This is a genomic window from Kluyvera sp., from assembly GCF_965301105.1.
The window spans coordinates 1-12,660 of sequence record NZ_CBDKZX010000097.1 but is presented as its reverse complement, the minus strand read 5'-3'; the positions used below and the strand labels follow the sequence as shown (position 1 = coordinate 12,660).

The 12,660-nt window shown below is 52.0% G+C and carries 10 protein-coding genes; all 10 read right to left on the bottom strand.

All coding sequences use genetic code 11. The features are described from left to right. Positions 1–55 precede the first annotated feature (55 nt). A complete protein-coding gene (locus tag ACW14G_RS20410) occupies positions 56–1,768 on the bottom strand; it encodes an OmpA family protein (protein WP_249022943.1) in 1,713 nt (570 codons plus the stop codon). Then, on the bottom strand, positions 1,765–2,454 hold the full coding sequence (gene tssL / locus ACW14G_RS20405) for a type VI secretion system protein TssL, short form (RefSeq protein WP_455648746.1): 690 nt from the start codon (positions 2,452–2,454) through the stop codon (positions 1,765–1,767). Before tssL ends, ACW14G_RS20410 begins: the two co-directional genes overlap by 4 nt. Continuing rightward, complete coding sequence (gene tssK / locus ACW14G_RS20400; RefSeq protein WP_249023298.1) at positions 2,451–3,794, bottom strand: type VI secretion system baseplate subunit TssK; 1,344 nt, start codon at positions 3,792–3,794, stop codon at positions 2,451–2,453. Before tssK ends, tssL begins: the two co-directional genes overlap by 4 nt. Before the next feature lie 14 nt (positions 3,795–3,808). Further along, positions 3,809–5,356, bottom strand: coding sequence for a type VI secretion system contractile sheath large subunit (tssC, locus tag ACW14G_RS20395; protein WP_167575303.1), 1,548 nt, complete (start codon positions 5,354–5,356; stop codon positions 3,809–3,811). A gap of 32 nt (positions 5,357–5,388) precedes the next feature. Further along, positions 5,389–5,886 carry a type VI secretion system contractile sheath small subunit gene (gene tssB, locus ACW14G_RS20390; protein WP_163449220.1) on the bottom strand — a complete coding sequence of 166 codons (498 nt, stop codon included), beginning with the start codon at positions 5,884–5,886 and terminating at the stop codon, positions 5,389–5,391. Between the two features lie 830 nt (positions 5,887–6,716). After that, the gene (locus tag ACW14G_RS20385; protein WP_167575302.1) at positions 6,717–6,950 is read right to left on the bottom strand and encodes a YgdI/YgdR family lipoprotein; all 234 of its coding nucleotides are present in this window, start codon (positions 6,948–6,950) and stop codon (positions 6,717–6,719) included. Between the two features lie 253 nt (positions 6,951–7,203). Next, complete coding sequence (locus ACW14G_RS20380) at positions 7,204–8,583, bottom strand: diguanylate cyclase (RefSeq protein ID WP_249022941.1); 1,380 nt, start codon at positions 8,581–8,583, stop codon at positions 7,204–7,206. A 148-nt stretch (positions 8,584–8,731) separates the two neighbouring features. Further along, positions 8,732–9,064 (bottom strand): hypothetical protein, encoded by a 333-nt coding sequence (locus ACW14G_RS20375; RefSeq protein WP_163449405.1) that lies wholly within the window; start codon positions 9,062–9,064, stop codon positions 8,732–8,734. Positions 9,065–9,106: 42 nt separating this feature from the next. Next, entirely contained in the window at positions 9,107–11,641 is a 2,535-nt protein-coding gene (locus tag ACW14G_RS20370) for an autotransporter outer membrane beta-barrel domain-containing protein (protein WP_419057123.1), read from the bottom strand. A 212-nt stretch (positions 11,642–11,853) separates the two neighbouring features. After that, positions 11,854–12,489, bottom strand: a complete 636-nt coding sequence (locus ACW14G_RS20365) for a LuxR C-terminal-related transcriptional regulator (RefSeq protein ID WP_249022940.1) — start codon at positions 12,487–12,489, stop codon at positions 11,854–11,856. Positions 12,490–12,660 lie beyond the last annotated feature (171 nt).

Sequence of the window (12,660 nt, the reverse complement as noted above, 5' to 3'; positions counted from 1 at the left end):
TAATGTCCGCGCCGCCGTCGTCTTTCAGCCAAAGATAAACAGGAATTGCCATGGATTACTCTCCATTGTGTTGTGAAGCGTCATCATCCTGCGATGACGCTGAGGGTTGGCCTGGTATCAGACAGGCGTTCGCCTGCGGTACCAGACTGATTTCGACACGGCGGTTGAGCGCACGGCCCTCCGGCGTATCATTCGTTGCGATCGGACGGCTTTCACCGTAGCCCTGCACCGCAAAACAGCTTTCCGGTACGTCGCCGGTATCACGCATCCAGTCGCGCACCGCTTCGGCACGTCTCTGAGACAGCGTTTGGTTCAGTTGCGGATTACCGGTGTTATCGGTATGCCCCGCCACCACAATCAGCCAGCCCGGTTTGGCTTTAATGCCAACCAGCGAATTGACCAGCAGTTTGGTGGAGCCCGATTTAAGGTCGTACTTGCCTGAATCGAACAGCGACATGCTGTCGAGGCGGATAATTTTCGGGATTGGCTTTCGCTTCGGCTGCGGTTTGGGCGGCGGGGGCGGCGGCACATACGTGCGAATCGCCTCCAGTACCGGCAACCGCAGGCGCTCCCCCTGATACAGGCCAAGGCTCAGTCTGACCGGCACGCCATTGCGCGCCCAGTCGTCAAGCTGCCCGGCATCCTGTTGCAGAATGGCAAGGGCATCGGCTTTCGGGCCGAAGTTATCCATGGCGATCGCGTTATAGTGGGCGATATCAAAGCTCACGCGGTGCAATAGCCGATCGTTGTTCCAGCCGCTGCAGAGTAGCGCCGCGAGGGTAGCCAGCGTGAAGATGCCCAACGCGCAGCGCCGGGTGCGGGCACGCGGCGTTAAGCCTCTGCCTTCCGGCAATAGCGGCAGAACAAAATCAGGAAAAGGAGAGAGTACGGTGCTGTCGGTGCCCACGGGCTGCCAGCCTTCAACCTGCTGCATCGCGGTGTGGCGAGAAAGCCAGGCAGTCCAGAGAGAAGATGCCAGGCTTCCGGCAACAATGGGGCCAATCCCCCACAGCACCGCCGTCGGCACGATAGCCGGAACATCCGGATTCTCATCGATAAATACCGATTTGACCGACTGACGAAACCAGCTCACCAGGCTGTTCATCAAGACCTGCTGCTGCATGGCGATTGCCCCGCCGGTACTGACCCACGCGGCAATGGAGCTTGGGGCAGCAGCAGCCCGCCAAATCCTCACCCCTTCATCCGGAATAGCGGCCTGCCAGAGCATATCGTCCACCATGGCGCTACCCACCTGAGCATTGAGCACCAACGGCACATCGTGGCCGAATGTCTTACGCACCTGACTCATTTGCCAACGCAGCGATAACAGGCGGCTGGTCAGTGCTTCGCTGTCTGCATGTTTTTGCGGGCAGACGCTGACCATGACCGACAGCTGGCGTCCCCAGTCGGGACGCTGTCTTAGCAACTCACGCGCTACCTGTTCAAGCTCCTGATGCTCTTCAACCCGAATCCAGCAGCCCTGCGTTACGGTCAACACCTGCGAGGGCTGCGACCAGGAGAGCGGCAGATCGCCACAAACCAGGACGACAGGCTGGCGGTATGCCGCTTCCGGCAGGTTCTCAAGACGCAGCATGAGTTCATCCTGATGACGGCGGAGAGTCATCACCCAAAACGTCGCCGTCAGGCCGAAAATCACCAGCAGAAGCAGAACGGAAACCCACCGGTTAACCGGCAAAAAAAATAGGCACACCACGGCGCATAGCACCGCTGCCAATAGAACCAGCCCGCGCCGTTGTGCAGGACTCATTGCACCGCTCCCGGCAGCAGGGTTAACAGCGTTTGATTAAGCCAATGATCCAGCCCCCACCAGAGCGCGGCGACAACAACAGCGCTTAACGCAATACGCACAGGCCACGACACCAGCCAACCGCCCAGATTCCACCCGTTTTGGCACTCCGCCAGCACGGGATGCGTCTGCGGATAGCTAAATGGCGCAACGCGTTCACTGAGCGCCTCAACCAGTTTTTGCCGCTCCGGATCGTTCAACGGACGGTAATGACCGAGAAAACCCAGCATCATCACCCGCTGAAAACAGGTCACCACCGCCGTCTCGGGGGCCGGCTCATGCAGAACCTCGCGCATCCGCTCGCACAGCGTATCACCGGCATCCATGGTGCCGAGGAAACGCCCTTGCAGGGGAATGTCATACCACTGCACGCAGGCGTCATCGTCGACGCCTCGGCCTTTGACCGTTTCATCAAGCAGGGCGCACTGCGCGGTCAGGATGTGCTGGCAGCTTGCCTCATCCAGCCCACTGGCTTTAAGCTCACGCTGGACGCGCTCCACGTCGGCGACACAGCGCTCCCACAGCAAGCGTCCTTCGCCTTCCTGAAAAATCGGGCCATAGCGCAAACTAATGACCTGCAGCCAGGTGTCCTGCAGAAGGCCGTCGATATCAATGGGCGCGGCTTTTCCGTGTTTATGCTCATTCATGTTCTTAATACCGCAAAGAGTTCAAGTTCAGGCTCGCCGAGCATCCCCGGAACGTAAAACATGCAGCAACCGCTCTGCAGCATTTCGGCCGCCAAAGGATGGGTCACATCAAGACTGAAATACTGATTTTCCAGACGCAGCGGAATAGCCGCAGGCACATGACGTAGCGGCGTAAGCGGCACGCCAACGCGCGATGAGTTCACTATGCTCCTGACGTGATCGGGGCTGCCGACTTTGCATTGACGCGGGAACTGCTCCTGCAACTGCGCCACCGGCATCGGCGACCGCACAGAGAGGTAGTAATCCGCCTCTTCGCGCAGGCGGGGGTCGTGCAGGCGAGCCTGCCAGAAGTGAAGCCGCGCATCATATTCAAGCTCAATGGCTACCACGCGCGACGGCAGGCTGGCTTCCAGCAGGTCGCTCAGGAGATCAAACAGCGGCGGGAACACCTGATTTAGCTGCTCATGGTGCCAGGCGGGAATGGCGCTAACCTGATGCTCCAGTGAAAAAGTCAGCAGACTACCGGCAAGGCGGGCAAGCTCCGGATATAGCCGCTCCGGGGGATTTTGCAGGTTGCGCTGAAACTGCCCGAGTACGGGCTCCGCGCTGTTCAGGGCGTTAAGCAGCCAAAATAGCGAAACGTCCGCCACGGCGAAATCGGCCATGCGCTCGTTACTTTCCCGGCGCATGGCCATCAGGCGACTGAGCCTGGCGCGCAGCTGCGTCATCAGTTGTTCAAGCTGTAATACCAGCCAACGGCTGCCCTGCAGCGTCAGCAGAGGCGGAAGAAACGTCTCATCCATCACCCAACCGCCCTGCGAGTCTTGCCGCAAACGGGCAACCGCACATGTCAGGTAATCACTGTTGTTTTGATGGGCAAAACGCAGGGTCAGCTCCGGCTGCATGACCGCAATCTGGCGGGTATCGTCACCAAACGTGTTGCGGACATCGTGCCAGCGCTGACGAAAACGGACTGGCCGCTCGGCAACCTCTTCCGGTTTCAGGCAATTACCGCCGTTCGCCCGCAACAGCGGCAGGGCCAGAACCACAATCACCTCATGTGATTCGTGGTCGAGCGTCAACGTCGGCGGTAAGGCGTCAGCATTGTCCGTATCGATCAGCGTGCCGTCCTGGAAACGCACGTGTAAATGGCTGGCCTGCAGGTGCCCCAGCTTTAGCGTATCCGTTTCGAAAGCAACATGAATCACGCCCCAGGGCTGAGACAGGCCCATCCGGGCAATACCTTCGGCAGACCAGGCCGCATAAGCGGCCTGTTGCTGGAAGTGCTGGGGAGAGACCATAACGCCCCTGCCCCATAACGGTTGTTCCGTTTTCATCAGCTTCCTGCCTTCGGTTACGATTTAGCCTTCGGCATCTGGGAAACCAGCGACAAATTCACGTCCATCCCTTCTACCTGGAAGTGCGGGATCGCATACAGCTTCACGCGGAAGAAGCCTGGGTTGTCCTCGATATCTTCCACCACCACTTTGGCGTCACGCAGCGGGTGAGAAGCTTGCAGTTCGTCGCCCGGATCGGTCATTTCGGTGACCAGACTGCGAACCCAGGTATTGAGCTCCAGCTCCAGCAGACGACGGTCTTTGGTGGTACCGATATTTTCGCGCTGAATGAGCTTCAGGTAGTGCGCGATGCGCGACAGCAGGAAGATATACGGCAGACGGGCATTGATGCGGCTGTTCGCGGTAGCGTCAGCGGTATCGTACAGCGCCGGTTTTTGGGCCGAGTTTGCTGAGAAGAAGCAGGCGTAATCGCGGTTTTTGTAGTAGCTAAGTGGAATAAATCCGAGGTTGGCGAACTCAAATTCGCGGGTTTCCGGGATCATCACTTCAGAAGGAATTTTAACCTGATTACCGGTCCCCAGATCATACAGATGAATAGGCAGATCCTGCACCGCGCCGCCAGCCTGCGGGCCGCGAATTTGCACGCACCAGCCGTTGTTGATGAAGCTGCGCACCATGTTGGCGGCAAAAGCGAACGACGCGTTGGTCCACAGATATTTATTGTGATCCGGCCCCTTCACTTCTTCCACATAGTTAAAGCTGCGAACCGGCACGGTATCCGGACCATACGGCAGGCGCCCCAGCACGCGCGGCATCACCAGGCCGATATAGCGGGAGTCGTCCGTTTCGCGGAAAGATTTCCACTTGATATACTCGGCACGATCGAAATAATTGCCGATATCTTTAATGGCGGCCACCTCTTCCATGGACTCTTTGAGGAAGAATTTCGGCCCGGCGGACCCGATAAACGGCATGTGGGCGGCAGCGGACACTTTCGAGATATTGCGCAGCAGGGCGACATCCTGCGCCGAGGCGTCAAACTCGTACGCCGAAATCAGCGCGGCGATGGGTTCTCCGCCCGGGGTGTCATATTCGTCAATATAGGTGTGCTTATACAGGCCGCTCTGAATGATTTCCGGGCTGTCTTCGAAGTCCTGACGCAGGTCATCTTTCGACATATCCAGCAGTTCGATTTTGACGTTCTGGCGGAAATCCGTTTTATCGACCAGTGACTTCAGACCGCGCCAGACACTTTCCGTTTTTTGAAACTCTTCATGGTGCATTACCGCATCCAACTGACGACTAATCTGGTAATCAAGTTCAGCGATGTGGTGATCGATAAGGTTTTTATCGAGTTTTTCGACTCGTGAACCCGATTTGGTCAGGCATTCCAGAAACACCTGCATACCGGCGGTCAGGCGTTCATCCGCGGTGGCATCCGACATCGCCTGGGCATCCTGCCAGATATCCAGCGCGCTCAGTTCAGACACCGGGCTAAGATTGATTTTTTCAAACAGCGACGCGTACACCCCGCCCGCAGCAGGACGTTCCAGCACAACGCTGTCGCCAGCCGCGGCGTTTTCATTTTTTACAGACATGAGCATTCCTTGGTTAATCCGTGATTACCGGGTGACGGTTAGGGTTGTTTAGGGGCCAGGGCAGACAGTTCGGCGCGAAGCTCTGCGCTTAACGCCGGGTCCAGTAGGATTTTTTCCAGCTCTTTTCGGAAAGCCTGGTTATCTAGTAAGTTGGCTTTTAAATCGCGCAGCAAATTACGCATCGAGAGCATGGCCTTCAGTTGCGGTATTTGGCGGGACACCTGTTCTGGCGTGAAATCTTTCATGCTCTGGAATGCAAGGCTGATATTTTCTTCACTGCCATCATCTGCCAGCGTATTTTTAACGGTAAGATTTATTTTTGGGGAATATTCGGAAAGGACTGCATCAAAGTTGTTTTTATTAATATTAACCTTAACCCGTTCAGACAACGATGCATCCTCCTGACCGTTGCTGAAATCCCCCGCCACCAGCAGTTTTAGAGGTAATTCCGTCTTTTTCGTTGCGCCACCAGTATGCAGATCCAGCTTTAAGTTAATACGTGCCTTAGGCACCTCACTTTGGAAACTATCGCTCATCTAACCAACCCTCGTTGTTATACTCAATCGCCATAACGCGTGTAATACTTTTGCATGAAACAGCAGGATAATATTCGAGTCAAGATCAACTTTACAGATCTTAGATCTGTCAAATGCTGAATTTTAGGAATTTTCCTCCGAATTCTTCGTTCACACCTCAGAAAAAGCAGAGTTTTTCATTAATATTTACCTTGTTACCAGTGAGATATCCCAGGTAATAAAAAAGGTCTGGTTTATTTAGGCAATAAAAGAAGATAATTGATTTAAATCAATATAAAAATAAAACAACACCGAGAGCAGTATAAATAGGTGAATTAACATTTCAAGCAAGAAAAATTCCTAATTTGGACAGTTCCAAAATAAGAATTTTCACGTTAAGGAGTGCTCTTTGGAATAACGCAATCAATTTCCTGATCGAGTCTGATTGATGATTATGTTAAGCTAACTATCGGCAGGGGGTTACTCGGCTCCAGATTAGGATCGCAGAGATAATTTTTTCAATATCGGCAGACATCAGCAACGAGGTGAACAAAGGCGCATTTATGCCCGAACCGGTCCTCACAACACACTGTCCTTGTCTACACATATCGAAATAGGTGAGGATAAGCCTCCTGAAGCGTCGTTGTTTTTAAAGCGAAAGAATAATAGTTGGCCACTGAAAATCAAAACGTTCATCTTAAACATATTATTCTTGATGGTATCCGATTGATTTATTTTGGTCATACGCTGCGTTAACGCAATAAAAATGCATGAATACTGAGCGGCGATAGCGCCCGTCCTCATGCATTCTATCGCCACACAGCTCTTCAACCCATCATCGTCATGTGTTATCACCACCCCAGCGTCGTATTGCCCTTCGTGGTTTGTACAATTTCACTGGTCGCTATCACACGCTGATAACCGAAGGTATCCGCGTATGTGGTCATGCCAGTGGTAGCATCTGCGACCGGTTTTCCCTGCGTGTCGATAGTTTTTCCCGTTCGGGTGGTCATGGTGTAAGCCGTCGTACAGCCAGAAAGAAGGCCCGTCAGCAGGATGAGCGTGAGGCAAGCGCGTTTACGCATAGTGAATCCCTGTTCAAATCATGAAACGCGAACGCTACGTGATTTCTGGCAAACAGGATGGATGATTGATGCGCTATCGTGTCGCAATGCCGATTGACGAAATCTCGCCATCGTCGTGCTTTGGAGCCCCCCACCCGATGTGAGCGTCGAGGCGGCCGAGACTTTCTTAATAATGACCGGAATGCAGAATAACGGCAGCAGGTGAAGAGAGAATGCCGGCGGCACGTTATTGATTAAATAAATAGTGCAAAAATCAACCAGGTTTCCACATCTGAACGCGGTTGCGCCCCTGTTTTTTTGCGATATACAACGCCTCGTCCGCCAGCTGAATTAATCGTTCATAATCCGGATGGCCGCTAAACATCGCCGCGCCAATAGATAGTGATAACGAAATTTCCTCGCCGCTAGGTGCCTTCACTTTGGTTTTCTCTACGCGACTGCGGATGCGTTCGGCGGTACGCAACGTATCGTGGGCGGTGGATTCCGTCAACACGATAATAAATTCATCGCCACCATAGCGGAAAACGTAATCGCTGCTGCGTACGTTGTCATAAAATACCTGCGACACACGACGCAGAATTTCATCACCAGTATTGTGCCCCCACGTATCGTTAATGTGTTTGAACCTGTCGACATCAATCACCAGGATCGATAACGGGGTCCCCACGCGGTTGGCATGGGCGATTTCTCGCTTAAAGATAGTCGGCAGAAAACGACGATTGAGCAGTCTTGTCAGCACATCCATCCCCACTTCGTGGCGGGATACCTCCTCAAACAACTCGCGTAGCAGCGTCGTAATCTGCGAAACGGTACTTCTGAGTTGCAGCAAAAACTTGTTGCGATGTGTCTTCGCGTTGAGTGGTTTAGTGGTGTCGTTAATAGCGGAAAGGATACCGTCGAAATCCTGTAGCAGGCGCGAAATATGCCCGACTTCGGCAATGCCGCTGAAATAGTGCCGACCTTTGTGATTAAACCACAGACCAAAATCAGACTGACTCAGCGGCAGGGTATTACCGATATCGGCATCCAGTACGACCTTGTAAATAATCTCCAGCTCCCACGACAACAACGAAGAGATTTGTCGTTCTTTTTCCTCTTCGGCGTTTTCCAGCAACGAGAAAATCCGATAATTTTCATCCTCTTTAGCCATACTGCTTTCGCTAAAGGAAAAGGCACGCGACATAACCTCCATCGCCAAATCAATACTATTGATAGCAAAGTGATAAATTTGTAATTTATCTGCCGACGGTTGCGGGCCATAAATAATGACGGGATAGAGTAATTTTTTTAATACCCGGAATCCCATTTCAACCAACTCGACAGGGATACCGATGCGAGCGTGAACTTCCGCCACGGTATGCTGAGCAGCCATCAGTCCCTCAACGTCCTCTACATTGCAGGAGAGGATATCAATAAGCCATTTCTCTAGTGCGGTCTTAAGTTGTTTCTCAACCTGCTCATTGCTGAGAAACTCTTCAGCATGGGGATCGGCAAGGACCACGCGATAAAACTCCACGCTCAACGCCTGTGCATGGGCAACGGCAATATCGGCAGCCTGTTGTCTGATGTGAGGTTCCGTTTGGTCGAGCAGCGTCAGCCACTCCTTTTTCATTCTTTGCAGATACATCTCCATAGCCCACATCCCCGCAAGATAGATAAACGAGTGGTTAACTAACTATGGTTTCACTTGTTGTAAGACACAAGAAAGGGCACTAACTCGCCATAAAAAAAGCCCCGTGGTCTCTCACGGGGCAAATCTTTCAGGGAAAACAGTTATCCACTTAGCGCAGGCCGAACAACTCTTTATTCCTTTGCTCCAGGTATTCTTCCATGGTCGCCAGCGCATTGATTCGACCAAAAGCCGCTAACAGGTATACGGTAGCCGACTGCTGTAGCGTCGTTTTGTCCGCCGTCTCCGTGATGCTGCTGGATAAAAACCATGTATTTGCCGCCTGCTGACACAGCGTATTCACCGATTCCGGAAACTCTCGCGCCTCCAGTTCATGTAACAACCGACGGAATGCCGCATCACCTCGATTCTCCTCTCGTGCGTAAAAGATGATATCCATGATGACGTCCATAATGATGCGCAACTCTTCAGCGTAAATATTCATAGCGTTCTCGATACCACAGCACATCAGCGGTAGTTAAATGCATCAGAATGCGTATTTGATCCCCAGCATACCCTGTGTATCGCTATAGCCTTTATCCCCAATCTGTTGAGCAACATTTCCCCAGATATGAAGATTTTTGCCTATCTGGCCTTCAACGCCGGCTTTCAGCTCGCCGATATTTCGTGTTCCAGCCTGATAGTTCGTGACACCATTCATGGCGACACCATAGGACCGGGTGTTATAGATCCAGTTAGCCTCAACAAAAGGCTGGAACTCACGCTCTTTCCCCTCATCCACGGCGCTATGGCCTTTGATAAATGCCTTCATCCCCAACCGCGTTTGCAGATTACCGTCGCCTTTGCCTTCTACTCGGGTACCGTTGGCTTCCGTGTGAGTGTCGGCCTTCACCCCCATCCACGTGAGTTGCGCTTTCGGCTGGAGCCAGTAGGTAGAACGCCCGTCGCTACGCTCTCCCATCAGGAAGCTATAGCCACCTTCAACGGAGGCGGTGATACCATCGGAATCGTATTTCTCGCTGGCTAATCCCTGGCCGTACACCTTGTTATTGAACCAGTTATACAAGATCCAACTGTCCAGATAAGTACCGGTTTTGTTCTCATCATTGGCGTACCAGGTTCCATACAACCCGACGCTGTACCCCGTCACCTGACCGCGAGAGTGATAGCGACTGACATCAGAGCGCGTGTTGCTCTGATTGTTACCGTAGCCCGCCATCAGACCCAGATGCCAACGATCCAGACCGTCGGTACTCCATTGCGCCAGATCGCCGCCCAACTGCAAAACGTAGCGATTGCTTTGCGTGCTCAATTGGCCGCTGGAATCTTTAAAACGCGTGTGACCCCCAACATTACGCATCCACAAACTGGTCGTTTTCACTTCTCCCGTCAGCATGTCTATGTACTGCGTATCGCCCAGACGATCGTGCAGCCGGGTCGTAAACATCGTGTTAGCGGCGGCCAGGTTAGCAATATACGAACCACTTTCCGGACGCAGTGTCGGTTGCTCAGGCGCGGGAGGTTCGGGTATCGGTTTTTCAGGTTCTGGTTTTTCAGGATCCGGTTGTTCTGGCGCTGCCGGTGCGTTCATCAAAAACCAGTTACTGTATTCAGTCCCTTCCCCACGACGTAATGCGTATTCATAGCTACCAGCGACAATACGCCCGGCCTGCACAAAATCGCCATCAGAAGCGCCGTCGACGTGAATGACTTCAATACCATTAATCGTCTTATCGCCACTCCCGCCCGCATTAGCCACGGCAACGCGTGTGGTCCCGGAGGTATCGCCCTGAACGACCAGCTTATCGCTGACCGAACTGTCATCACCGAGCACCGTATTGAGCTTCAGCAGACCATTATTACCGTGGTAGTTCCCGGCCACGGTCAGGATATTTCCCGCCGCGGCCCCCGACCAGGCGACCGTGCTATTGTTCAGCGTAAGCAATGACAGCACTGAATCGCCGGTCATCGTCCAGAGGCTACGCGAGCCATCCATTGTCAGCGCGATGGTCCCGGCATCGGCTGCCGAGGTGGGAAGTTGGTTAGAGTTGGTCACACCGGTAAACGCGCTATCCTCTGCCATATGCAGTTGGATCTGCCCGCCCTTATCCGCGACAATATCCCCATTAACGACATAGGTGCCCGCCACATCAGTCGCGGTGTTGAGATCGTAAGATTTCACCCGCGCTTCGTCGCCAGTCGCGTATATTGCCGAACCGGTTGCGACATTAATGGTGGCGTTTTTAGCCAGGTAAATAGCGGCCTGCTGATCGGCCGTCGTCGAGGAAGCAAACAGTCCATTCGCCGTTGCTCCCGTCGCCGAAATATCCACATTTCCCAGAGAAATGGTACCCGCTGCGCGAGCATAGACCGCATGGGCGTTCTTACCCACCGTTTTAAGCGTACTATCTCCGTTCAGGAAAATTTCCGCCTTCCCCTTCACCACCGTAGAGTTGGCTTCCGTATCCTGTCCTGCATAAACGGTATAGCCGGCAACATTAGAGCCTGCGGAGGTGGTTTCAATGGTTGTTGGACCGTTAAGGGTAATGGTTGCTACCGCATTCGCACTGTTCACCGAGGCGTTAGCACGAACGCCCATTCCCGCCGCTTTAATATTGGTCTCATTATTCACCGTCACCCGGGAATAGTTCGCCGAGAGCTCCCGCCCCAGGTTAATGCCATCAGAGCTGTAGGAACTGGTTATCGCCTTGTAATTTTCAATGACGATATTACCGCCGCCGTTTTTGGTATGGATGCCATCAGATAACATCCCAGAAGTGTTAACGGTGAGATCGTTAAACTTGTAATTTTCGCCGTTCATATAAATAGCCCAGCCTTTCAGCCCGCTGGTTGACGCTATCGCATTGGTCGTGATAACCACTTCATCGTAGTTGGTATAGTCGCTGTTGTTGCCGTTCGGATTACCGGACGAGTAGTAATAGAGGGTGTTATTCGCATTTAGCGTGTTGGCATACACGGCACTCATGCTGATATTTGTCGCCAGCAATGCGACAGTGATACACAATGCTAACTTCCTGGGTTTTAAGGGTATCGGCATCATAATAAACTCCTTGTCTTCTTCCTTTTATGTCGCTGCCAGTGTTGTTTTAATATTTATTCAAGACGTTCTTTTTTCTTAATAATGGAAAAGCGCGTCGACCATGGCGTCAACGTAGGGTTTTCCGGGGATGTTTTTATTCATTTTTAATATTTAGGGTGCAGGCCTCCCTCACCGCGAGGTGATTGTTATAAATACATCGGTTAATTATTTAGTCACATTTGCAGAGCGTGTGAAAACCGAAACAGCGTATTAATATCTGCACCCATCTTTTTTTCCGCGCGACGCTTTGCGGCATACACCGTCCGGATGTCGACATTGAGTTCGCTGGCCAGCTGGTTGCAGCCTTCACCGGCGATCAGTGCGCTCAGGACAGAAAACTCCAGCGTCGAGAGCACCTCTCCACGGAAGAAAGCATCGCGTTGATAGATAAAGCGTTTCTTTAATTTCTCACAAGCAATACTTAACTTATCCTGTTGATATATAATGAGGAAAATATCTTTTGAGTGTTTAAACCAATAATTTGCCAATGGTTTAAGGTATTTATCGCAAACGATAACAATTTTCAATTTTGTTTCACGTAGATAATCAATCCAGCGTTTATCGGTAAAACAACGCAGATAGCTGATAGAAAAATCAACAAAAATACACCCAAGGTACAGATAGTTATAGCTTTGCTTAAGAAGCCCTTCCATGACCCCAAGAGAAAAATAGCCACTCGCTTCCGGCCAGGTACAAAAACAATAGTTCTGGCAAAATGAAACTCGTAGCGAAGTATTGGGTTTAACTTCACAGTTAGAAGGGCAACTCATACAGTTGATTCTTCCACAATCATTATTGAGCGACATCATTGTCCCCTCCTTATCCGTGATCGAATAATTTCATTGGGGTTAAATATTGTCAATATGCTTTTCTGAGTGAAAATTTTTATAAATATGAAGGTGAAGAATATTCTCATCCCTCTAAAGGTGGATGAAAAAATAACCATTTGGAACTAAAGGAAAAGAAAAGCGGATAAAAAT